At 74.9% G+C, this 21964-nt stretch carries 15 protein-coding genes and 1 pseudogene; 8 read left to right on the top strand and 8 right to left on the bottom strand.

Annotated features, from left to right (window positions below; all coding sequences use genetic code 11):
• Positions 1–9 precede the first annotated feature (9 nt).
• Positions 10–909: a lysylphosphatidylglycerol synthase domain-containing protein gene (locus tag ACGH52_RS33875; RefSeq protein ID WP_076977506.1), complete on the top strand. Its 900-nt coding sequence runs from the start codon at positions 10–12 to the stop codon at positions 907–909.
• Positions 910–928: 19 nt separating this feature from the next.
• On the opposite strand, the gene ACGH52_RS33870 is transcribed toward ACGH52_RS33875, so the two are convergent.
• The 3 genes from ACGH52_RS33870 to ACGH52_RS33860 all read right to left on the bottom strand — a co-directional run bounded on the left by ACGH52_RS33870 (position 929) and on the right by ACGH52_RS33860 (position 5605).
• Positions 929–2170, bottom strand: a complete 1242-nt coding sequence (locus ACGH52_RS33870; protein ID WP_399944955.1) for an NAD(P)/FAD-dependent oxidoreductase — start codon at positions 2168–2170, stop codon at positions 929–931.
• The gene (locus tag ACGH52_RS33865) at positions 2167–3570 is read right to left on the bottom strand and encodes an FAD-dependent oxidoreductase (RefSeq protein ID WP_210974841.1); all 1404 of its coding nucleotides are present in this window, start codon (positions 3568–3570) and stop codon (positions 2167–2169) included. The genes ACGH52_RS33870 and ACGH52_RS33865 overlap by 4 nt, the downstream gene beginning before the upstream one ends.
• Positions 3571–4165: 595 nt before the next feature.
• A complete protein-coding gene (locus tag ACGH52_RS33860; protein ID WP_399946972.1) occupies positions 4166–5605 on the bottom strand; it encodes an FGGY family carbohydrate kinase in 1440 nt (479 codons plus the stop codon).
• Between the two features lie 279 nt (positions 5606–5884).
• On the opposite strand from ACGH52_RS33860, the gene ACGH52_RS33855 reads away from it, so the two are divergent.
• The 4 genes from ACGH52_RS33855 to ACGH52_RS33840 all read left to right on the top strand — a co-directional run bounded on the left by ACGH52_RS33855 (position 5885) and on the right by ACGH52_RS33840 (position 11984).
• Positions 5885–6895, top strand: coding sequence for a hypothetical protein (locus ACGH52_RS33855; protein ID WP_076977503.1), 1011 nt, complete (start codon positions 5885–5887; stop codon positions 6893–6895).
• 38 nt (positions 6896–6933) lie between these two features.
• The gene (locus ACGH52_RS33850) at positions 6934–8445 is read left to right on the top strand and encodes an amino acid permease (protein WP_076977502.1); all 1512 of its coding nucleotides are present in this window, start codon (positions 6934–6936) and stop codon (positions 8443–8445) included.
• A gap of 137 nt (positions 8446–8582) precedes the next feature.
• Complete coding sequence (locus tag ACGH52_RS33845) at positions 8583–9662, top strand: mechanosensitive ion channel family protein (protein WP_210974840.1); 1080 nt, start codon at positions 8583–8585, stop codon at positions 9660–9662.
• A gap of 102 nt (positions 9663–9764) precedes the next feature.
• Positions 9765–11984, top strand: a complete 2220-nt coding sequence (locus ACGH52_RS33840; RefSeq protein WP_399944949.1) for an NADP-dependent isocitrate dehydrogenase — start codon at positions 9765–9767, stop codon at positions 11982–11984.
• Between the two features lie 68 nt (positions 11985–12052).
• Here ACGH52_RS33840 and ACGH52_RS33835 read toward each other — a convergent pair.
• A pseudogene (locus ACGH52_RS33835) lies at positions 12053–12316 on the bottom strand (DUF5713 family protein); the annotation flags it as partial.
• 17 nt (positions 12317–12333) lie between these two features.
• Between ACGH52_RS33835 and ACGH52_RS33830 the strand changes: the two are divergent.
• Both ACGH52_RS33830 and ACGH52_RS33825 read left to right on the top strand, forming a co-directional pair.
• Complete coding sequence (locus ACGH52_RS33830) at positions 12334–13131, top strand: N-formylglutamate amidohydrolase (RefSeq protein WP_399944946.1); 798 nt, start codon at positions 12334–12336, stop codon at positions 13129–13131.
• 73 nt (positions 13132–13204) lie between these two features.
• The gene (locus ACGH52_RS33825) at positions 13205–14428 is read left to right on the top strand and encodes a cytochrome P450 (RefSeq protein WP_399944943.1); all 1224 of its coding nucleotides are present in this window, start codon (positions 13205–13207) and stop codon (positions 14426–14428) included.
• A 24-nt stretch (positions 14429–14452) separates the two neighbouring features.
• Here ACGH52_RS33825 and ACGH52_RS33820 read toward each other — a convergent pair whose 3' ends face one another.
• The 3 genes from ACGH52_RS33820 to ACGH52_RS33810 form a co-directional block, all read right to left on the bottom strand.
• Positions 14453–14953 (bottom strand): hypothetical protein, encoded by a 501-nt coding sequence (locus ACGH52_RS33820; protein WP_399944940.1) that lies wholly within the window; start codon positions 14951–14953, stop codon positions 14453–14455.
• Entirely contained in the window at positions 14950–15525 is a 576-nt protein-coding gene (locus ACGH52_RS33815; protein WP_059297227.1) for an RNA polymerase sigma factor, read from the bottom strand. Before ACGH52_RS33815 ends, ACGH52_RS33820 begins: the two co-directional genes overlap by 4 nt.
• Before the next feature lie 71 nt (positions 15526–15596).
• On the bottom strand, positions 15597–17030 hold the full coding sequence (locus tag ACGH52_RS33810) for a S8/S53 family peptidase (protein WP_076977497.1): 1434 nt from the start codon (positions 17028–17030) through the stop codon (positions 15597–15599).
• Positions 17031–17235: 205 nt separating this feature from the next.
• Here ACGH52_RS33810 and ACGH52_RS33805 point away from each other — a divergent pair, with 205 nt between their 5' ends.
• Positions 17236–20073 carry a CHAT domain-containing protein gene (locus ACGH52_RS33805; RefSeq protein ID WP_399946969.1) on the top strand — a complete coding sequence of 946 codons (2838 nt, stop codon included), beginning with the start codon at positions 17236–17238 and terminating at the stop codon, positions 20071–20073.
• A gap of 44 nt (positions 20074–20117) precedes the next feature.
• Here ACGH52_RS33805 and ACGH52_RS33800 read toward each other — a convergent pair whose 3' ends face one another.
• On the bottom strand, positions 20118–21938 hold the full coding sequence (locus tag ACGH52_RS33800; protein ID WP_399944935.1) for a LuxR C-terminal-related transcriptional regulator: 1821 nt from the start codon (positions 21936–21938) through the stop codon (positions 20118–20120).
• Between the last annotated feature and the right edge of the window lie 26 nt (positions 21939–21964).

The raw sequence follows: 21964 nt of genomic DNA, 5'->3' as shown, positions 1-21964 counted from the left end.
GTCCTGTGCGTGCTTCCGCTGCTCCTGGTGGGCGTGGTCGCGGTCCGGCACCGGTCCGTGCTCGCCGAGGGTTTCGGCCATCTCGGCACGGCCCGCTGGCCCTGGCTGCTGGCCGCGGCCGGTGCGACGTGCCTGACCTGGGTCGCCGCCGCCTGCACCCGGCAGGGCGCGGTGGTGGAGCGGCTGCCCCGACGGCGGTTGCTGGCCACCCAGTTCGCGGCCGGCGCGGCCAACCACCTGCTGCCGACGGGTCTGGGCGCGAGCGCGGTGAACCTGCGGTTCATGACGGTGTGCGGGCTGCCGCTCGCCCGCTCCTCGGCCGCGCTCGCGCTGTACCTGCTGGCGGAGAGCGTGGGCCGCCTCGCCCTGCTGGGCGCCCTGCTGATCGCGTTCCCCGGCGCGCTGCGGCTCGGCACACTGCTGCCCGAAGGCGCCGTGGGACCGCTGCTGGTGGCCGCGGGCGCGGTACCGGTGGTGGCGGCGGGGGTGCTGGCGCTGTTGCCGCGGCTGCGCGGCGCGCTGGTCTCCTTCCTGCGGACGGCGCTGGGCGAGGCCCGCTCGGTGCACGCCCGGCCGGCTCGTGCGCTGGCGCTGTGGGGCGGTGCGCTGGCCTTTCCCGCGTTGCAGACCTCGGCCCTGGTTCTGGTGGGCCGGTCGCTGGGGCTGACGCTGCCCATCGGGCACATGGCGGTGGCCTACCTGGCGGCGACGGTGGCGGTGGCGCTGGTGCCCACGCCGGGCGGCATCGGCTCGGTCGAGGCGGCGCTGGTCGTGGCGCTGGTGGCGGCGGGCGGGCCGGCGGCCGTGGCCACGGCGGTGGTGCTGGCGTTCCGGCTGCTGACGGTGTGGCTGCCGCTGCTGCCGGGGGCGCTGACGTTGGCGGCGCTGGTGCGGGCGCGGGTGATCTGAGGGAGCCTGCGGACCGGGGTCAGGTGACGGTCACGTGCACCGGTCCGCCGCCCGGATCGACCAGGTGCGTCCAGCGTGCCGTCAGGGTCAGCGGGCGGTGCGGAACGGCCGTGGTGAGGCGGCACCGCTCGCGGTGCAGGGGGCGGCCGTCCTGGGTGACGTGCAGGACGGGGCGGGGCAGCGGGACCGCCGTGCGCAGGAGGTACGGGAAGCGGTCGGCCGCGGTGACGCGGTTCGGGGCGATCCGCAGCAGGGGCGGCTCGGCGACCAGCGGGACGCCGCTGGGCCAGTCCGGGTCCGTCGGGCCCGGTCCCGTGCCTGCGGTGAGCCAGTCGCGTACGGCGGTCGCGGCGTGCGCGCCCTCGCGGACCGCCGTGGCCGCGCTCTCGACGGCGTGCAGCACGCTGCCGACCGCGAAGACGCCGGGCCGTGAGGTGCGCAGGGCGCCGTCCACGGCGGGACCGCGGGTCGACGGGTCCAGGGCCAGTCCGCCGCGCCGGGCGAGTTCGTGGTCGGGGACGAAGTCGCCGGTGAACACGACGGTGTCGCAGGGCAGCGTGGCCGTACGGCCGTCGCGGTGGCGTACGCGTACGCCCGACAGGCGGCCGCGGCCGAGGAGTTCGGTGACCGTGGTGCCGGTGAGGACGGGGGTGCGGTGCCGCAGGCGTGCCGTCAGCGTCCGCGCGGGGGCGGCGGGGGCCCGGGGCAGCTCCGTGACCAGCGCGACGACCTCGGCTCCGGCCGCCCGTACGGTGTCGGCGGCGGCGTGCGAGACGTCCTCGGCGCCGACGATCACCGCGCGGGTGCCGATGGGCTGCCCGTACAGGTGCACCGCCTGCTGGAGTTCGCCGGTGGTGTAGACGCCGGCCGGGCGGGTGCCGGGGACGAGGCGGGCGGCTCGGGGGCGTTCGCGGGCGCCGGTGGCCAGGACGACCGCGCGGGCGGCGAGGGTCCGGACGCCCTGGGGTCCTACGGTGGTGAGGGCCCGCGGGCCCGCCCAGTCGAGGGCGGTGACGCCGGTGCGCAGGTCGGCTCCGGCGTGGACGGTCGCGTCGGCGAGGAGGCCGGCGTAGGCGGGGCCGGTGAGCGTGTGCGGCCGGTTGCCGAAGCCCCGGTGGGCGCAGTGCCTGGGCACTCCCCCGGGCGTCTGCTCGCGCTCCAGGATCTCGACGCGGGCGCCCAGCGTCGCGAGCAGGGAGGCCGCGGCGAGTCCGGCGGGACCGGCGCCCACCACCAGGACGTCGACGTGTCGACTTGTCACTTCCGCGCCTCCTCGAACAACGCCCGTACCGCCGCCCCGCAGTAGAACCCCTGGCAGCGGCCCGCGCGGGCCCGGGTGCGGCGACGCAGGCCGTCCAGGGAACGGGGCGGGACCGTTCCGGCGAGGGCGTCGCGGATCTCACCGCGGGACACGCGCTCGCAGTGGCAGACCAGGGTGCCGTACTCCGGGTCGGCGGCGACGAGGTCGGGGCGCTGGTGGGGGCGGGGGGATGCCTCGCCGAGCTGGGGCATGCGGACCGGTTCGAGCGGGCGCCGGGGGCCGAGGTCGAGGCCGGTGGCGGCGAGCAGGCCGGTGACGTGCTCGGCGAGGGCGAGGGAGGCGGTGAGGCCGGTGGAGCGGATGCCCCCGACGGTGACGTAGCCCTGGTGGGGGTGGGCGGCGATCCGGTAGTCGTCGTGCTCCGTGGCGGCGCGCAGGCCCGCGTAGACGGCGGTGACCTCCTCCTCCAGCAGGGCGGGGAGGATGCGGCGGCCCTGCTCGCGCAGGCGGCGCAGCCCCTCGGCGGTGGAGGCGGTGTCGCGCTTGTCGTCCAGGTCCTCCGCGGTGGGGCCGAGCAGCACGTTGCCGTAGACGGTGGGGGCGACCAGGACGCCCTTGCCGAGGGCGGTGGGGACGGGCAGGAGGATGTGGTGGACGAGGGCGCGGGCGAACTTGTCGTGGACGAGGAGCTGGCCGCGGCGCGGGGTGACGGTGAAGTCGTCGTGGCCGAGGCCGCGGTCGAGGGTGTCGGCGTGCAGCCCGGCGGCGTTGACGAGCCGTCGGGCGTACAGCGGGCCGCGAGGGGTGTCGAGTCGGTGGACGCCGTCCGTGCGACCGGCGTGCGTGACGGGTGATTCGAGGTGCAGGTCGACTCCGGCGCGGACGGCCTGGGTGGCGTACGCGAGGGTCGTCGTCCACGGGCAGATGATGCTCTCGCCGGGTACGTACAGGGCGCCGAGCGCGCCGGGGCCGAGGTGGGGTTCGCGGGCGTAGAGGTCGGCGGGGTCGAGGAGGCGGGCGTCGTGGTACGCGTTGCGCCGGGCCTTCTCCGCGAGGTGGGGCAGTGCCGCGAGCTGCTCCGCGTCCCAGGCGACGAGCAGGGCGCCGACGCGTTCGAGGGGGATGCCCGACTCGACGGCGTACGCGGCGAGTTCGCGGGCGCCCTCCCGCACGAGCCGGGCCTCCAGCGAGCCGGGCACGGCGTCGAATCCGGTGTGCAGGATGGCGGTGTTCGCCTTGGAGGTGCCCTGCCCCACGTCGTCCTGCGCCTCGACGAGGGCGACGCGCAACTGCGGGTGGTGCGCGAGCCGCCGGGCGATCGCACACCCGACGACCCCGGCCCCGACGACCGCCACGTCGTACGGCTCGCCGGGCAGGGCCCCCGACACGGTGACGGTCATACGGTGCCCCCTTCGAACGGCCCACGGTCCGGGTCGTGGCAGGGACCCTGCCCCGTCGAACTCCCGGCGCCCGGCGGCCGTACGGCCCCTCGACGTACGGCGCTCCGGCCACCGGTCACCCCCGCGCGAGCCTGCCCGGTGGATGGCGCGACACCGGATGCCCCCGCACCCGGCACCCCGGTCGCACGCACCGCCCCGCCGGGCACCCGCCCTGCACCCGAACAGCCCGCGCCGCCCTGCCCACCACCTGCACGAGACACCGCCGAGAGGGACAGTACCGGCGCCGCGGGTGGCCGCGGGGCCGGGAACCCGATGGACGGCGCGACACCGGATGCCTGCGCACCCGGCACCCCGGTCGCAGACACCTCCGCACCGGACACCCGCCCGGCACCCGAACCACCCGCGCCACCCCACCCACCACCACCTGCGCAAGGCACCGTCGAGGGCGACGGCACCGCGGGTGTCTGCCGGGCGGGGAAGGCGGGCTGGTTCGGACCGGCGGAGAGGTGCTCGACGGGCGGTGGGGCCGGGGTCCGGCGGGCGGGGGCGGGTCGTGCCGGGTCGGGGAGTCGTCGGCTCGGGTGGTGGCGGCCCGTCACGCCGGGTCCCCGGCGAGCAGTGCGGCGACCGCCGTGCGGAAGCGGGTGCGGCGCTCGGTGGCCTCGTCGGCGGTGACGCGGGGCTCGTACACCGTGGTGGGCCCCACGTCGGGGAGTGCGTCGGCGAGGGTGAGGGACGGGTCCGCGCCGAGCCGGGCCAGGGTGCCGACGCCGAGCGCGGTGGCGTCCGGCAGGGCGGACACCTCGACGGGGAGTTGCAGCAGGTCGGCCTGGGTCTGCATGAGGAGCGCGGAGCGGGTGAGGCCGCCGTCGACGCGCAGTACGGTCAGCGGCGCACCGAGGTCGGCCGCCGCGGCGTCGGCGAGTTCGGCGACCTGGGCGGCCAGGCCCTCGCACAGGGCGCGCACCAGGTGCCCGGGGGTGGTGTCCAGGCCGAGGCCGGTGAGCGAGCCGCGCAGGTCGCCGCGCCACCAGGGAGCGGCGAGCCCGGCCAGCGCCGGGACGAAGGTGACGCCGCCCGCGTCCGGCACCCCGGCGCCCACGGGGTCGAGGTCGGCGGCGCCGGTGATGACGCCGAGTTCGGTGAGCCAGCGTACGGCGGAGGCGGCCGTGTACACCTGGCCGTCCAGGCAGTGGTCGGTGTGTCCGCCGAGCCGCCAGGCGACGCAGGCGGCCAGGCCCGAGGCGCCCCGGCGCGGTGTGCCGCCGGTGTGGGCGAGGAGGAACGCACCGGTGCCGTAGGTGCACTTGGCGGTGCCGGGCTCGGTGACGCGCTGGGCGAGCAGCGCGGCCTGCTGGTCGACGGCGAGGCCGGTGAGCGGGAGTTCGGGGCCGAAGGCCCTGGTCGTGCCGGTGTGGGCGGCGTTGTCCACGATCTCCGGGAGGTGTTCGCCGGTCAGGCCGTACAGCTCCAGGGCGCGCGGCGACCAGGCGGTGCGGTCGAGGTCGAGGAGCCCGGTGCGCGAGGCGGTCGCGGCGTCCGTGACGTGGGCGCCGGTGAGGCGGTGGACGAGCCAGGTGTCGGAGGTGGTGACGTGGCCCGCGCGGCTGAGGTGCCGTCGTATCCAGGCCATTTTCGGCGCGGCGAAGTACGGGTCCAGGGGCAGGCCGGTCAGGTGGCGCAACTCGGCGGCGTGGTCGGCCAGTTCCGCGCAGAGGGGTGCCGCCCGGCGGTCCTGCCAGACCAGCGCGTCGGTGAGCGGGCGGCCTGTGTCCGGGTCCCAGGCGAGCACCGTCTCGCCCTGGTTGGCCAGGCCCAGCGCGGTGACCGGTTCGTCGGCGTCGGCGAGCGCCCGGCGCCCGGCGTCGACCACCGAGCCGTACAGCTCCTCCGGGTCCACCTCCACCAGGCCGCCGGGCAGGTACCGGGGCCGGACCTCGGCGAAACCGGTGCCGACCACGCCGCGCTCGGGGCAGATCACCAGCGCCTTGGTGCCGGACGTGCCCTGGTCGACGGCGAGTACCGAGTCCGGCACCTGCACCTCCCGGCTCCCCGCTCCCGCGCCGACGGTCTCGGCGATCACTGCGCGCCAGCCTGCCCGCGCGGGCACACCGCGTCAAGAGTGACTGACGGTCAGTCAGTTCGCCCTGGTGGCAACGGTTTTGCGCCGGTAACGCGAAAGCGGACAGAGGCGGAACCTCCGCCTCTATAGTGTGCGCCGACCGCTCGACCACCGCACCACCGCCCCCGGGGAGGGCTGTTTGTCACGCCATGCCGCCGTACGGTCCGTTCCGCTCCTCGCGGCGGGCGGGTGATGGCCAGGGACGGCGCACAGCCCGCCTACGACCCCGCCGGACACGACACCGCGCTGCGCTCCGCCCTGCAGGAGGTGCGGGCCGGGCGCTGGATGTCGATGCGCATCCTGCTGGAGCAGACCGGCTCCTGGGCGCAGTGGACACGGCGCACCCAGGTGCTCGCGGCCTCGGCGGCCGGTACGGACGTGGTGCGGGCCTGGCTCGCGGAGGAGCCGCACAGCGTGGCGGCCGCGGTGATGCACGCCCGGGTGGCCGTGGAGCGGACGCTGCGGGCGCACCGCGAGGACCATCCCCGCACCCGCGAGCTGTGGCCGCAGGCCTGGCACGCCTGCGACGCGGCGACCCGGGCCGCGCCCCACGACCCGGTGCCGTGGGTGTGTCTGCTGGCGCTGGCCCGGCTGGACGAGGGGCAGCGCTGGGAGGAGCACCGGATGGCGCCGCCGGAGCCGATGCTGCCGCCGGGGCCGTGGGGGCTGCTCGCCGAGGCCGACAAGCGGGACCCGTACAACCGGGAGGCCCACCACCGCATGCTGCAGTTCCTGTATCCGCGCGGCGGCTCCGAACGCCTCGCCAGGGCGGCCGGGTTCGCGCACTGGGCGGCGGGTTCGGCACCGCCCGGCTCGGCGCTGCACGTGCTGCCGCTGTATGTGCGGGTGGAGCGCTACCGCCGCTCGGGCGCGCGGGAGGCGGCGCTGGACCTGCACTGGGTGGCGGAGGACGCCACCCGGGAGGCACGGCAGGCGTTCGACTCCTGGTTCGCGCTCTCCCCCCGGGACGAGCGGTCCCTGCCGGACCTGAACCACCTGGCCCACGCGCTGTGGGGCGCCCTCCGGTTCCGGGAGGCGAACCAGGTGTTCGACGCGCTCGGCCCCTACTGGACGCCGCTGCCCTGGGCCTGCCGGACCCCGGGCGACGGTTCGGCCGGGCGGGCGGTGGAGGTGTTCCTCCAGGCCCGCACCCGCAGCCGTTCGGCCGCCCGCGCCCGTGGCCACGGGCGCCGACGTACCTGACCCCCCAACCCCCCACCCTTCCGCCCCGGAGGTCCGTCATGCCCCGCCCCTCTGAACCGTCCGTCAACGAGGAACAGCGCCTGCGTGAACTCGGCTACCGCCCGGTGCTGGCCCGCCGCATGGGCGGCTTCGGCAACTTCGCGATCAGTTTCTCGGTGATCTCGATCCTCTCCGGCTGCATGACCCTGTACGGCTTCGGCCTGGGCACCGGCGGCCCCGCGGTGATGCTGTGGGGCTGGGCGGGCGTCGGCCTGTTCGTGCTGTGCGTCGGGATGGCGCTGGCCGAGGTCACCAGCGCGTATCCGACGTCCGGCGCGCTGTACTACATGGCCGACCGGCTCGGCGGCCGCCGCTGGGGCTGGTACACCGGCTGGCTGAACCTGCTGGGGCTGCTCGGCGCGATCGCCGGGATCGACTACGGGGCGGCGCTGTTCACGGGCGCCTTCCTGAACCTCCAGTGGGGCTTCACGCCGACGCCGGAGAAGACGATGCTGATCTTCGTGGTGATCCTGCTGCTGCACGCCACCCTCAACCTCTTCGGCGTGCGGCTGGTCAGCGTGCTCAACTCGGTCAGCGTGTGGTGGCACCTGGCCGGTGTGGCGCTGATCGTCGGCGCGCTGGTGATCGTCCCCGACCACCACCAGTCGCCGTCCTTCGTCTTCACCGAGTTCGTCAACGACACCGGCTGGGAGAACCCGCTGTACGTGGCCGCGATCGGCCTGCTGCTCGCGCAGTACACCTTCTCCGGCTACGACGCCTCCGCCCACCTGTCCGAGGAGACCTCGAACGCCTCGGTGTCGGCGGCGCGCGGCATCGTGCGGGCCATCTGGGTGTCGTGGCTGGCCGGCTTCGTGCTGCTGGCCGGGCTGACCTTCGCCATCCAGGACTACGACGCCACGCGCGCCACCGCGACCGGGGTGCCGCCCGCCCAGATCCTCCTCGACGGCCTAGGCACGGACGGCGCGAGCGCGCTGCTCCTTGTGGTGATCGTGGCGCAGTTGTTCTGCGGCAACGCCGAGGTGGCCGCCGCCAGCCGGATGGTGTTCGCGTTCAGCCGGGACGGCGCCCTGCCCGGCTCGTCGCTGTGGCGCAAGGTCTCCGCCCGCACCCAGACCCCGGTCGCCGCGGTGTGGCTGTCGGTGGCGGTGGCCTGTCTGCTGGCGCTGCCGTCCCTGTACTCGGCGACGGCGTACGGCGCGGTGACCGCCATCAACGTCATCGGCATCACCCCGGCGTACGCCATCCCGGTGCTGCTGCGGCTGCGGGCCGGCGACCGGTTCACGCCGGGGCCCTGGAACCTGGGCCGGTGGAGCAGGCCGGTCGGGTGGGTCGCGGTGGTGTGGGTGGCGTTGGTCACCGTGCTGTTCTGCCTCCCCCAGTCGTCCCCGGTGACGGCCGACACGATGAACTACGCCGTCGTCGCCCTGGTCGTCGTACTGGTATTGGCCACGGTGTGGTGGTTCGTCGCCCGCCGTTCGTACGGCACCCCGACGACCGCGGCCTACGGCGACGACCGTGAGCAGGCGGAACTCGCCGAGGGCATCGTCTGAAACGCCCCGTTCCGCCCTCCGGCCCGGTACGGAACACCGCCCGGGATACGGCAGGATGAGCCCTCGCGCCGGTCGAACTGCCTTGCGGTTCGGCCGGATCGCGCATCCCCGACATCCCGTAGGTTTGGAGACGGCCGGTGACCGAGGACCTGACCATGGACCATCTGCTGCCCGCCGGCATCGCGCTGGGCGCGGGTCTGCTGGGCGCGTTCCTGCTGCGCATGCTGCTGCGCTGGCTGGCGGGCCATGCCGGGCGCACCCGCTGGGGCGGCGACGACGTGATCGTGGCCGCGCTGCGCACGATGGCGCCGTGGGCGGCGATCGCGGCCGGGGTGGCCGGTGCGGCGGCGGCGCTGCCGCTGCCCCGGGCCGTGCAGCACGGTGTCAACCAGGTGCTGACGGTCCTGCTGATCTTCGTGGCGACGGTGACGGCGGCCCGGGTGGTCGCCGGTCTGGTGCGGACGGTGACGTCCTCGCGCTCCGGGGTCGCCGGGTCGGCCACGATCTTCGTCAACATCACCCGGATCCTGGTGCTGGCCATCGGCTTCCTGGTGATGCTGCAGACGCTGGGCGTCTCCATCGCGCCGATGCTGACCGCCCTGGGCGTGGGCGGTCTCGCGGTGGCGCTGGCCCTCCAGGACACGCTGGCCAACCTCTTCGCGGGCATCCACATCCTCGCCTCCAAGACCGTGCAGCCGGGCGACTACATCCAGCTCAGCAGCGGCGAGGAGGGGTACGTCGAGGACATCAACTGGCGCCAGACCACCGTGCGCGAGCTGTCCAACAACCTGGTGGTGATCCCGAACGGGCAGCTCGCGAAGTCGAACATGACCAACTTCATGCGGCCCGAGCAGCAGCTCACGATCCTGGTCCAGGCCGGGGTGTCCTACGACAGTGACCTGGACCACGTGGAGCAGGTGACCTCCGAGGTGGTCGCCGAGGTGATGGCCGAGGTCAGCGGCGCGGTGCCGGACCACGAGCCGGCGATACGCTTCCACACCTTCGGCGACTCGCGGATCGGCTTCACCGTGATCCTGGGCGTGGGCGAGTTCAGCGACCAGTACCGGATCAAGCACGAGTTCATCAAGCGGCTGCACCGGCGCTACCGCGCGGAGGGCATCCGGATCCCGTCGCCCGCCCGGACGGTCGCGCTCCAGCAGGGGGCCGTGGTCTTCCCGCAGCAGCGGGCGGGCGAGGACGCCGTCCCGTTCGGCTGAGCGCGGCGTGGCTCAAATCTCCGTGCGACCCCTGTCGAGCCGGGGTCGATCACGAGATATCTTGATGTCGAGCAATGTTGCAGACGTGGAGCGGAGCACCCGGTGACTGACTCGACCATCATCTATACACACACTGACGAGGCCCCGGCCCTGGCGACGTATTCGTTCCTGCCGGTGGTCCGGGCGTACGCCTCGCAGGCGGGTGTCGCGGTCGAGACCCGCGACATCTCGCTGGCCGGCCGCATCATCGCCCTGTTCCCGGAGTACCTGACCGAGGACCAGCGCATCCCGGACGCCCTCGCGGAGCTGGGCGAGCTGGCCAAGACGCCCGCCGCCAACATCATCAAGCTGCCGAACATCTCGGCGTCCATCCCGCAGCTCAAGGCCGCCATCGCCGAGCTTCAGGGCCAGGGCTACGCGCTGCCGGCCTACCCGGACGACCCGAAGACCGACGAGGAGCGCGACGTCCGCGCCCGCTACGACAAGGTCAAGGGCTCCGCGGTCAACCCGGTGCTGCGCGAGGGCAACTCCGACCGCCGTGCCCCGGCCTCGGTGAAGAACTACGCCAAGACCCACCCGCACCGCATGGGCGCCTGGACCGCCGACTCCAAGACCAACGTGGCGACCATGGGCGAGAACGACTTCCGTTCCACCGAGAAGTCCACGGTGATCGCCGAGGACGGCACCCTGCGGATCGAGCTGGTCGGCGACGACGGCACCACCACGGTGCTGCGCGAGTCGGTGCCGGTGAAGAAGGACGAGGTGGTCGACGCCTCCGTGCTGCGCGTCGCCGCGCTGCGCGAGTTCCTCACCGCCCAGGTCGCCCGCGCCAAGGCCGAGGGCATCCTGTACTCGGTGCACCTGAAGGCCACGATGATGAAGGTCTCCGACCCGATCATCTTCGGCCACGTGGTCCGCGCCTTCTTCCCGAAGACCTTCGCCCAGTACGGCGAGACGCTCGCCAAGGCCGGTCTCACCCCGAACGACGGCCTGGGCGGCATCTACAAGGGCCTGGAGTCCCTGCCCGAGGGTGCCGCGATCAAGGCGTCCTTCGACGCCGAGCTGGCCGAGGGCCCGGAGCTGGCCATGGTCGACTCCGACAAGGGCATCACCAACCTGCACGTGCCCTCGGACGTCATCATCGACGCCTCCATGCCGGCCATGATCCGCACGTCCGGTCACATGTGGGGCGCGGACGGCGGCGAGCACGACGCCCTCGCGGTGATCCCGGACTCCTCCTACGCCGGTGTGTACCAGGCCGTCATCGAGGACTGCCGCGCCAACGGCGCCTACGACCCCTCCACCATGGGTTCGGTCCCGAACGTCGGTCTCATGGCGCAGAAGGCCGAGGAGTACGGCAGCCACGACAAGACCTTCGAGATCCCCACCACGGGCACGGTCCGCCTGGTCGACGCCGCGGGCAACGCGGTGCTGGAGCAGACGGTCTCCGCCGGTGACATCTTCCGCGCCTGCCAGACCAAGGACGCGCCGATCCGCGACTGGGTGAAGCTGGCCGTCACCCGCGCCCGCGCCACCGGCGACCCGGCCGTCTTCTGGCTGGACGAGGGCCGCGCCCACGACGCCAACCTGATCGCCAAGGTCAAGGCGTACCTGCCGGAGCACGACACGGAGGGCCTGGACATCCGGATCCTCAACCCGGTCGAGGCGACCAAGCTGTCGGTGGAGCGCATCCGCCGCGGCGAGAACACCATCTCGGTCACCGGCAACGTGCTGCGCGACTACCTGACCGACCTGTTCCCGATCCTGGAGCTGGGCACCAGCGCCAAGATGCTGTCGGTCGTCCCGCTGATGGCGGGCGGCGGCCTCTTCGAGACCGGTGCCGGCGGCTCTGCCCCGAAGCACGTGCAGCAGCTGGTCAAGGAGGACTACCTGCGCTGGGACTCCCTGGGCGAGTTCTTCGCCCTGGTGCCGTCCCTGGAGCAGTACGCCGAGGCCACCGGCAACACCAAGGCCAAGGTCCTCGCCGACACCCTCGACCGCGCCACGGCGACCTTCCTCAACGAGGACAAGTCCCCGACCCGCCGCGTCGGCGGCATCGACAACCGCGGCAGCCACTTCTACCTGTCCCTGTACTGGGCGCAGGAGCTGGCGAAGCAGACCGACGACGCGGACCTGGCCAAGGCCTTCGCCCCGCTCGCCGAGACGCTCACCGCGAGCGAGCAGAAGATCGTCGATGAGCTGAACGCCGTCCAGGGCAAGCCCGCCGAGATCGGCGGCTACTACCAGCCCGACCCGGCCAAGGCCGCCAAGGTCATGCGCCCGTCGACCACCTGGAACGAGGCCCTGGCGTCCTTCGCCTGATCCTCCCCGGGCCCGCAGCGACCCCCGGCACCCCGTCTCCGTCCCCTCGGAGGCGGGGTGCCGCCGCTTCACCAGTCCCGCGATGCGACCAGCTCCTCCGGGTCCGCGTCCGCGAAGCCGTAGGCCCGGGCGACGAACCAGAAGGCCCCGCCGATCTCCTCCCGGGCCGTGGTTTCGATCTCGCTGCCCGCCTCCTCGAAGGCCGCCGCCAGCTCGTTGAACTCCTCGGTGGCCGCGTGGGTCAGCGCGTAGAGCGCCGTCAGGCCGCCCGGCCGGTCCGACTCCACGCGGGCGCACAGCCGGAGCAGGATCGCGCGTCCCCCACTGACAACGCCCTCGGAGCCCTACCGTGACCGACGCCCCGCCCTCCTTCGAGCTGCTGCCAGGTACCCCGCACTCCCCCGTGCTGCTGCACGTGCCGCACTCCTCCCGTGCGATCCCCGCCGACGTCCGTCCCGGCATCGTCCTGTCCGACGCGGAGCTGGAGCGGGAGCTGGACCACATGACCGACTCGTACACCGCGGAGATGGCCGGGCGGGCCGCCGAGTTGGCCGGGGTCACGCCCTGGCGGTTCGTGAACCGGGTGTCGCGGCTGGTGGTCGACCCGGAGCGGTTCCCGGACGAGCGGGAGGAGATGACGGCCGTCGGGATGGGCGCCGTGTACACGCGGACCTCGCACCGCGAGGTGCTGCGTCCCGAGGGCGCGGACCCCGCGCCGCTGATCGAGCGGTACTTCCGGCCGTACGCCGCCGCGATGACCGACGCGGTCGCCGACCGGCTCGCGGCCACCGGCCGGGCCTTGATCATCGACGTGCACTCCTACCCGACCCAGCCGCTCCCCTACGAACTGCACGGCGAGGGCCCACGCCCGCCCGTCTGCCTGGGCACCGACGCCTTCCACACGTCGCCCGGGCTGCTCGCCGCGGCCCGGGAGGCGTTCGCCCCGTGCGGGGAGACCGGGCTGGACAGCCCGTTCGGCGGGACGTACGTGCCGCTGGACTTCTACGGGACGCGGGCCGAGGTCGGTGCGCTGATGGTGGAGATCCGCCGGGACACCTACATGACGGAGCCGGGCGGTCCGGCCGGGCCGGGCCTGTCGCGCCTCGCGGAGGCGCTCGCGGCGCTCGTCGACGCCGTATCGGGCTGAGAGCCGGTCCGCCCACCACCGGCTGGAGCACTCCCGCGCGACAGCCGGGCGGGTGCGCGGCGAGGGTGGGGGGATGACGCAGGAGACCACCACGCTCACCGGCCAGTCGCCGCCCCCGGTGCGGGACTGGCCCGCCCTCGACCTGGACGGCCCGGAGTTCGACCCGGTCCTCGCCGAGCTGATGCGCGAGGGGCCGCTGACCCGCGTCCGGCTCCCGCACGGCGAGGGCTGGGCCTGGCTGGCGACCCGGTACGACGACGTGAAGGCGATCACGAACGATCCGCGCTTCGGACGGACCGAGGTGACGAAGCGTCAGATCACGCGTCTCGCCCCGCACTTCAAGCCGCGCCCCGGCTCGCTCGCCTTCGCCGACCAGCCCGACCACAACCGGCTGCGGCGCGCGGTCGCGGGCGCGTTCACGGTGGGCGCGACGAAGCGGCTGCGGCCCCGTGCGCAGGAGATCCTGGACGGACTGGTGGACGGCGTGGTCGCCGAGGGGCCCCCGGCCGACCTGGTCGAGCGGGTCCTGGAGCCGTTCCCGATCGCGGTCGTCAGCGAGGTGATGGGCGTACCGGCCGCCGACCGGGAGCGCGTGCACTCCTGGACCCGGCAGATCATCTCCACCTCCGGCGGCGCCGAGGCCGCCGAGCGGGCGAAACAGGGCCTGTACGGGTGGATCACCGAGACCGTCCGCGCCCGGGCGGGCAGCGAGGGCACCGACGTGTACGCGATGCTCGGCGCCGCCGTGGGCCGCGGCGAGGTCGGTGAGACGGAGGCCGTGGGGCTCGCCGGGCCGCTGCAGATCGGCGGCGAGGCCGTCACGCACAACGTCGGCCAGATGCTGTACCTGCTGCTCACCCGCCCCGAGCTGATGGCGTGCATGCGCGAGCGGCCCGAGGCGCGCGGCACGGCGCTGGACGAACTGCTGCGCTGGATCTCGCACCGCACCTCGGTGGGCCTGGCCCGCGTCGCCCTGGAGGACGTCGAGGTGCGCGGCACCCGCATCGCCGCCGGTGACCCCGTGTACGTCTCCTACCTGGCCGCCAACCGCGATCCGGACGTCTTCCCCGAGCCCGACCGCATCGACCTGGACCGCGAACCCAACCCCCACCTGGCGTACGGCAACGGGCACCACTTCTGCACGGGCGCCGTGCTCGCCCGGATGCAGACCGAGTTGCTGGTCGACACGCTCCTGGAGCGGCTGCCGGGGCTGCGGCTCGCGGTCCCGGCCGACCAGGTGGCCTGGCGCCGCAAGACCATGATCAGGGGCCCGCGTACGCTGCCCTGCGCCTGGTAGCCCCGCGCCCGGCGGGCGGCACGCTCAGGCCCGCAGCCACTCCGTCACGACCACGTCCCGGCCGGTCCGCAGCCGCAGCGCGAACGGACCGGCGGGCGGCGCCTCGCCGGTGAACCGGCCCATGTCGTCGGCCATCAGCCGGGCATGCGCCCGCGGCCCGCTCAGCACCTCGATCCCGGCCGGACCCGGCGGCAGCAGCTGGCCGATCAGGCCCTGAGAGGTCACCTCTACGTCGACGGTCACCCCGTCCGACTGGAAGGTCAGCATCCGCGGCGGGTCCGTCTCGCCCCTGACGGGGATGCCGTCCACCAGCGAGTCGAAGGTCAGCTCGGCGACGCGGACCTCCAGGTCGCGCAGGGCGAAGGCGTCGACGGCGACCCGCCGCAGCTCGGCCGGGACCGGGTCCAGGATCGCGGCGGCCTGCCGCAGCTCCTCCTCCAGGAGACCGTCGTACAGCTCCGCGTCGCGCTCGTCGTACCCATCACGCCCGTCGTGCCCGTCGCGCCCGTCGTTGAGATCGCTCATTTCGTCCCCCGTGCCTCCAGCCGGGCCCGCAGCCGGCGCAGACAGCGCTGGCGCATCGGCCCGATGCTGCCCACCGCGATACCCAGCGCGGCGGACACCTCCTGATAACTGGGCGGTGGCGAGGAGATCAGCACCCGCAGCAACTGGCGGCACCGCTCGCCCAGTTCCTCGAACTCCTGCCACAGCAGCCGTACGCGCTCGGTCTGCGCGGCGGCCTCCTCGGAGTCGAGCACCGACTCCTCCGGCGTGCGGTCCTCGCTCGGCCGGTCCAGCAGCTGCGGGTCGTCGGTCGGCGTCCACCGCTTGGAGGCCCTGAGCAGCTTCAGGCACTCGTGCCGCGCCGTACTCGCCAGCCAGGAGCCGGACTTCTCCGGTTCCCTGATCCGCCCCAGGTGCTGGGCGAAGCGGAACCAGGCGGTCTGGTACACCTCGTGCGCGTCGGCGTCGGACAGCCCGTGCGACCTGGCCACGGACCACACCAGCGGACCGAGCCCGTCCACCAGTGACTTCCAGGCCGCCGCGTCCCCGTCGGCCGCCGACTGGACGAGCGCCCCGACATCTGCACGGTCCACGGTCCCACCCCTCGTGTACGACCTGCCATCGTACGCCGTGGAGTGGACGGTTCCGACCGGCAGCAGGCCGTTCACGACCCGCCTTCCGAAGGGTTGGCGGAGCCCGGGCGCCAGGTGGGCGGCAGCAGCGCGGGCACGTGCGCCCCGCGCACCTCCGCGTACTCGGTGTTGGCCGCGAGCAGTTGCCGGGCGGCCGCACGCGGGTCGGTCTCCTTGTGCGCCGTCATGTGGGAGGCGACCAGCCCCGCGACCACGGGGGTGGCGAAGGAGGTGCCGCTCCACTGCGCGTGCCCCTCGAACATCACCTGGTCCGGCTTGGCGGGCGCCTCTCCCGGTTCGCTCAGCACTCCGTTGTGCGGGGGGTACTGGCAGGTGCAGGCGTAGCCGAAGCCGAACCGGCAGGCGTCGTAGGTGGAGTGCTGGTAGACGTACGGCACGGGCGTCTTGAAGCCGGTGAGGGCGCTGGTGAGCCGCTCGCCGGGGGCGTAGGCCCGCACCCAGCCGCCGTGGTTGCTGAAGCAGGCGCCGAACTCGCCGTCGGAGCGCAGCGCCCCGATCGACAGCACGGAGTCCTCCCAGCCGGGCACGGTGGCGTAGGCGGCGGGCCAGAAGGGCGTGGCGCTGGCGTTGTTGCCCGCCGCGGCGACCAGCAGGGTGCGCTGGTCGCGGAGTTCCTCCATGAAGGCGTGCACGCCGAGCAGGCCGTCGGTGCGGCCGTTGGAGGTGCCGGCGGAGAGGCTGAGGACCTCGGGCCAGCCGCCGCGGTCGACGGCCTCGAAGAGCTTCTCGCCCAGCTCGGACTCCAGGATCGCGCCCGCGTCGTTGAGGGTGTTGCGGACGGTCACCTCGGTGTTGGGTGCCACGGCGGCCACCAGCCCCGCGATGAAGGTGCCGTGTCCGACGTACTGGCACAGGACGCCGTCGTCGCCGCACTCCCTGATCTGGGCGTCGCCCTCGGTGTGGGCCAGCAGCGGGTAGGACCGGTAGTCGTGCATGAGGCCGGTGTCGATGACGAGGACGCCGACGGCGGTCGCGGCGTCGTACGGCGTCCCGTCGGCGGCCGGGTTCGGCGGCTCGCTCAGCGGGACGGGGACGGGTTCGTCGCCGGGGCAGGCGTTGACGGCGATGGAGACGACGTGGTTGCGGCTGATCAGCCGGCGGCCCGCGCGGCCCTCCATCGTCCTCAGGGAGCGCAGGGCGTGGGCGACGGTGGGGTCGCCGCCGCCGTCGCCCTCGCCCGGGTCGGCGACCTGGATGCGGGTGATGCCGGTGCGGTTGGTCTCGGGGCTCGCCCGGCGCACGCGGTCCGGCGTCAGCCCGGCCATGGTGGTGAAGTGGTCGCGCACGGTGTCCTCGACGAGGCGGGCCTCCTCGCCGTCGCGGGCGAGGACGACGCCCTTCTCGTAGAAGAACTCGGCGGAGTCGTCCGGTCCCATCGCCAGCGGGACGTCCGGCATCGAGCGCTGGATCTGGTCGAACTGCTCACGGAATCGCTGTGGTGCCATGCTTGTCCTCCACTGGGGCGGTGGCGGTGACGAGGTTCCGGTCCGCGGTCGTGACCGCGGACATGACCACAGTGGTGGCAGCGGTCGTCAATCAGAGTCCCGCAGTGGCCGATTGATACAGACTCGAACCTGTGGGGTGTGGTTCCGGAGCACTACCATCCGTGGGGTGACAGCGCGAAACGACTCGGTTCTCGAACTGCTGCCGATGGTGTTCGCCGCCCCGGGCGAAGCGCTGGCGCGGGCGGAGGAGTTGCTGGGCGCCGATCCCTCCCCGCTGCACGCCTCGGTCGCCCATCAGGTGATCGGCATCTGGCAGCGGGACTTCGGCGACACCCGGCGGGCCCTGGCCCATCTGCGGCGCGCCCGCGACCTCGCCGCCCGCGCGGAGTCGGCCGAGCGGGAGGCGGACGTCCTGGCCACGCTCGGGGTCGCGCTGGTGCACGCCGGGCGTACCCGGGCCGGGCTGGCCGCCTTCGAGCGGGGCGTGGCGCGCGGGAGCGGTCACACGCGCGCGCGGGTGCTGTACCGGCGGGCGTACGTGTGGTGGGTGCTCGGCCGGCACGGTGAGGCGCTGGAGGACGTACGGCGGGCGATCCCGGTGCTGCGGCAGGTGGACGACGTGATCTGGACGGCGCGGGCGCTGACGCTGCGGGCGACCGTGCACCTGGCCCAGGGCTCGGTGGAGCGGGCCGACGCCGACTTCACGGCGGCGGAGGCGCTGTGGGACACCACGGGCCAGGAGCACGACAAGGCCGACGCGGTGGAGAGCCGGGGGCTCGCGGCGTTCCGCGCCGGTGACGTGCCCGCGGCGCTGCGGTTGCTGGACGAGGCGGCGGAGCGGTACGCGAAGCTGGGGACGCCGACGTTCATGCTCACCATCCGGCGCTGCGAGGTGCTGATGGCGGCGGGGCTCGCCACCGAGGCGCTGGCGGAGGCGGACGGGGCGATCACGGTGCTGGACGGGATGGGCGGTCAGTCGACCCGCAAGGCGGAGTTGCTGCTGGTGGCGGCGCGGGCGGCGCGGCTGGCGGACGAGCCGCGGACCGCGCTCGCGCGCGCGGCCGTCGCGGTGCGGCTCTTCGCCGGGCAGCGGCGCACCTGGTACGAGACGCACGCCCGGCTGGTGCTGATCGAGGCGCGGGTCGCCACGGGGCGCGGGTCGGGACGGCTGGTCGCGGACGCGGCGGCGGTGGCGGAGCGGCTGGCGGCCTTCGGTGCGCCCGCCGCGCCGGAGGCCTCGCTCCTCGCGGGCCGGATCGCGCTGGACCTCGGCTGGACGGCGGACGCGGAACGGCATCTGGCGGTGGCCGCGCGCAGCCGGCACGGCGGGCCGCCGCTGGCGCGGATGACGGGCTGGGCGGCGCAGGCGCTGCGGGCCCGGGCGGCGGGGTCGCCGCGGGGGGTCCTGGAAGCCTGCCGGCGCGGTCTGGACGTCCTCGACGACCACCGGATGACGCTGGGCGCCTCGGAACTGCGGGCCCGGGCCACCGCGCAGGGCGCGGAGCTGGCGGCCCTGGCGCAGCGGGCGTCGCTGGTCTCGGGCGGGCCGCGGCGGCTGCTGGGCTGGAGCGAGCGCTGGCGGGCGACGGTGCTGTCGGCGCCGCCGACCCGGCCGCCGGCCGATCCCGTGCTGCTGACCGCCATGACGGCGTTCCGGGAACTCGCGGCCCGCGCGGAGAAGACCCGCTCGGACGGCGGCCGGCCCGCTCCCGCCCTGGAGCGCGAACAGCGGCGCCTGGAGCGGGAGATCCGCTCCCGCACCCTGCACATGCGGGGCGCGGCGCCCGGTGACGGCGACCGGTTCGACGCGGCGCTGCTGCTGCGGCGGCTCGGCGACGAGGTGCGGCTGGTGGAGCTGGCGGTGCTCGACGGGCGGGTGCACGTGCTGCTGTGCGGGCAGGGGCGCGTGCGGCGGTTCGAGGCGGGGCTGCTGGCCGAGGCGGAGGCGGAGGCGGAGCACGTGCAGGCCGGTCTGCGGCGGCTGGCCCATCCGGGCGCCGAGGCGCGGCTGCCGCTGGTGGAGGCGGCCGGCGCCCGGCTCCAGCACCTGCTGCTGGGGCCCGCCGCGGCGCACCTCGGCTCGGGTCCGGTCGTCGTGGTCCCGCCGGGGCGGTTGCACCGGGTGCCGTGGGCCCTGCTGCCCGCGCTGCGGGAAAGGGTCCTGAGCGTGTCGCCGTCGGCGAGCAGCTGGCTGCGCGCGGGGGACACCGCTCCCCCGCCCGGCGGCCGCCAGGTCCTGGTCCGCGGCCCCGGCCTGGCGAGCGGCGGCGCCGAGGTCTCCGAACTCTCCGCCCGGTACACCGGCCGACGCACACCGGGAGGGGCGGGCACGGGGACACCGCCGCCCGGAACACCGGCGGGGACGCGTCACGTGCCACCGCACGACGAACCGGACCGCGGGGAGCGTGAAGGTCCGGCCGGGGCGGGTGGCGGCGCGACGCGGGTTCCCCCGGCCGTCGACGCAGGCGGCGGCCAGTCCACGCGGCCGGAGCGCGACGGTGCGGGGCGGACCGGCGGCGGTCGGCCGGGGCCGGTGGACGTGGCGGGGGGCGGCGCCGCCGCGCGTGGCGCGACGGTCGTGCTGGAGGGCGACGACGCGCGGGTGCCACGGGTCCTCCGGGAGCTGGACGGGGCCGCCCTGGCGCACATCGCGGCGCACGGGACCTTCCGCGCGGACAGCCCCCTGTTCTCGTCGCTGCGGATGGCGGACGGGCCGCTCATCGTGCACGACTTCGAGCGGCTCGACCGCAGCCCGTACCGCATCATCCTGCCCTGCTGCGACACCGCGCGCTTCGCGTCGGTCGGCGCCGACGAGCTGCTGGGCCTGGTCACCGCGCTGCTGCCGCTGGGCACGGCCGGGGTGGTGGCGTGCACCGCGCCGGTCAACGACGCCGCGGTGGTGCCGCTGATGCTCGCGCTGCACAAGGGGCTGGAGGCGGGCCTGTCCCTGGCGGAGGGGCTGCGCGACGCGCGGGCCGCGCTGCCGGGCGACGCGGTGCACCAGGCGACGGGGTGGGCCTTCTCGGCGTTCGGCGCGGCCTGAGCGCCCGATACCCGGTTCCCGCTTCCCCGTACCCGGCCGCCGGATCAGGCGGGTTGGGGCTCGGGCAGTTCCACGAGCCAGGGCAGCGCGTCGCGGTCGCCCGCGCCGAGGCGGGTGTAGGCGCCGTAGAGGTGGTTGCCGACGGTGCGGACGGACAGGGTCAGCCGCTCCGCGATCTGCCGGTTGCTCAGGCCCGCGGCGGCGAGCGTGACGATCTGCCGCTGCCGGGCGGTGAGTTCGCCGAGCACCAGGCCGGACAGTGCGGGGGTGCGGGCGCCCTGGCAGCGCCGGGCGAGGGCGGCGGCACGGGTCCGGGCGGTGCGCGCGGCCCGCGGATCGCGGTGGGCGCCCACCGCCTGGGCGCTCGCCTCGGCCGCGAACAGCAGGAATCCCCGCCGCTCCAACTCCTCGGCGACCCGGTCGAGGGCCGGTCCGTCCTCGCGCGCGAGGGCGTCGGCGTGGGCGGCGAAGACGCCGGTCAGGCGGCCCGCCGCCCGTCGGGGCGCGCCGAGCCGGACCGCGTCGTACGGGTCGCCGCGGCCGGCCGTCCGGACCGCCTCGTCCAGTTCGCCGCGCGCGGCGGCGGCCCAGGTGACGCAGGCCGCCCCCGCCGGGCCCGGCACGTCGTCGCCCGACTGCGCGGTGGCCAGGGCGAGTTCGGTGCGGCAGTCCGGGTCGTCGTGATGGGTCCGCAGGCCCTCGCGGGCCCAGGCCGCGGCCTCCCGCAGCCGTCCGCGCAGCCGTGCGAACCGGGCCCGCAGTGCCGCGTACCGGGCCGGCAACGGGGCCCCTTCGGCGACCAGCCACTCCCCCACCGGTGCCTCGACCGGCCGTACGTCGGCCTGCTCGATGCGCAGGGCGAGCGCGGCCCGCTCCGCCTCCAGGGCGGGTCCGGTCCGGTCCGGGGTGCGGGCCAGCCGCCGGGCCCGCAACCGGCCCGCGGCGGCGCGCAGCACCGGGCCGTGCAGGGGGTGCGCGAGCCGGGTGGCGCCGTGGTCGTCGACGGTGACCAGGCCCTCGGCCTCCAGGTGCTCCAGGGCCCGTACGTCGAGGGCGTCCTGGTCCAGGTCCAGGGGCAGGGGTTCGGCGAAGGCGAGGCGTTCGAGGGTCTCCCGCTCCCCGGCGCGGGTGCGGTCCAGGACGTGGGCGGCGCGCTCGCGGACCGCCGGGGTGATCGGCACCGGCCCCCGCCACGCCCGCTGGTCCGTGTCCGGCACCCGCACGAGGGGGCCTGACTCGCGCACGGCGGTCAGCAGTTCGCGCAGCAGCCGCAGGTCCCCGCCGGCCAGGCGGTACAGGCGGTCGACGGTGAGCGGCTCCAGGGCGGTGTCCGGGCCGGCCGTGAGCAGTTCCGCGGTCTCCTCGCGGGGCAGCGGTTCCAGGGCGAGGCGCGGCAGCAGCTCACCGGACCACAGCCGGGACACCGCGCTCGGTACGGGGCCGCCGTCGGTGGCGACGACCAGGAGGCGGGTGCGGCCGTGCACGGCGAGCTGGTGCACGAGGGCGGCGGAGGCGTCGTCGAGCAGGTGGGCGTCGTCGACCAGCAGCAGCCGGGCGCCGGACAGAAGGTGGACCGCGCGGTGCAGGGTGACCGGTTCGGGCAGCAGGTGGGCGAAGGCGGCGAAGGGGATGTCCCGGGTCTCGGGCGTCCCGGCGGCCCGCACGCAGTCGGTGCCGCGCACGGCCTCCGCCACGAGCCTGGTCTTGCCCGCGCCCGCGGGGCCCGTCACCACGAGGCCGCTCCGTCCGGCCGTCACGGACCTGCGCACCAGCTCCAGTTCGTCCGCCCGGCCGGTGAACGGCCAGGGCGTCTCCAGCCTCTTCGCGTCCCGCAGAGAAGTCGTCACGGCAACATGAGTCGGCATACTCACCCCTGATACAGGGTGACTTG

It is taken from the genome of Streptomyces sp. BBFR25 (assembly GCF_044590125.1).
GTDB lineage: Bacteria > Actinomycetota > Actinomycetes > Streptomycetales > Streptomycetaceae > Streptomyces > Streptomyces canus_D.
The sequence above is the reverse complement of the archived record's forward strand: the minus strand, read 5'-3'. Positions and strand labels throughout refer to the sequence as shown.

What these genes read in the sequence shown, in the direction of transcription:
- ACGH52_RS33855 (WP_076977503.1), top strand. Translation starts at nt 5,885, where the DNA reads ATGGCCAGGGACGGCGCACAGCCCGCCTACGACCCCGCCGGACACGAC.
- ACGH52_RS33825 (WP_399944943.1), top strand. Translation starts at nt 13,205, where the DNA reads ATGACGCAGGAGACCACCACGCTCACCGGCCAGTCGCCGCCCCCGGTG.
- ACGH52_RS33810 (WP_076977497.1), bottom strand. Translation starts at nt 17,030, where the DNA reads ATGGCACCACAGCGATTCCGTGAGCAGTTCGACCAGATCCAGCGCTCG.
- ACGH52_RS33850 (WP_076977502.1), top strand. Translation starts at nt 6,934, where the DNA reads ATGCCCCGCCCCTCTGAACCGTCCGTCAACGAGGAACAGCGCCTGCGT.
- ACGH52_RS33805 (WP_399946969.1), top strand. Translation starts at nt 17,236, where the DNA reads ATGGTGTTCGCCGCCCCGGGCGAAGCGCTGGCGCGGGCGGAGGAGTTG.
- ACGH52_RS33800 (WP_399944935.1), bottom strand. Translation starts at nt 21,938, where the DNA reads ATGCCGACTCATGTTGCCGTGACGACTTCTCTGCGGGACGCGAAGAGG.
- ACGH52_RS33820 (WP_399944940.1), bottom strand. Translation starts at nt 14,953, where the DNA reads ATGAGCGATCTCAACGACGGGCGCGACGGGCACGACGGGCGTGATGGG.
- ACGH52_RS33865 (WP_210974841.1), bottom strand. Translation starts at nt 3,570, where the DNA reads ATGACCGTCACCGTGTCGGGGGCCCTGCCCGGCGAGCCGTACGACGTG.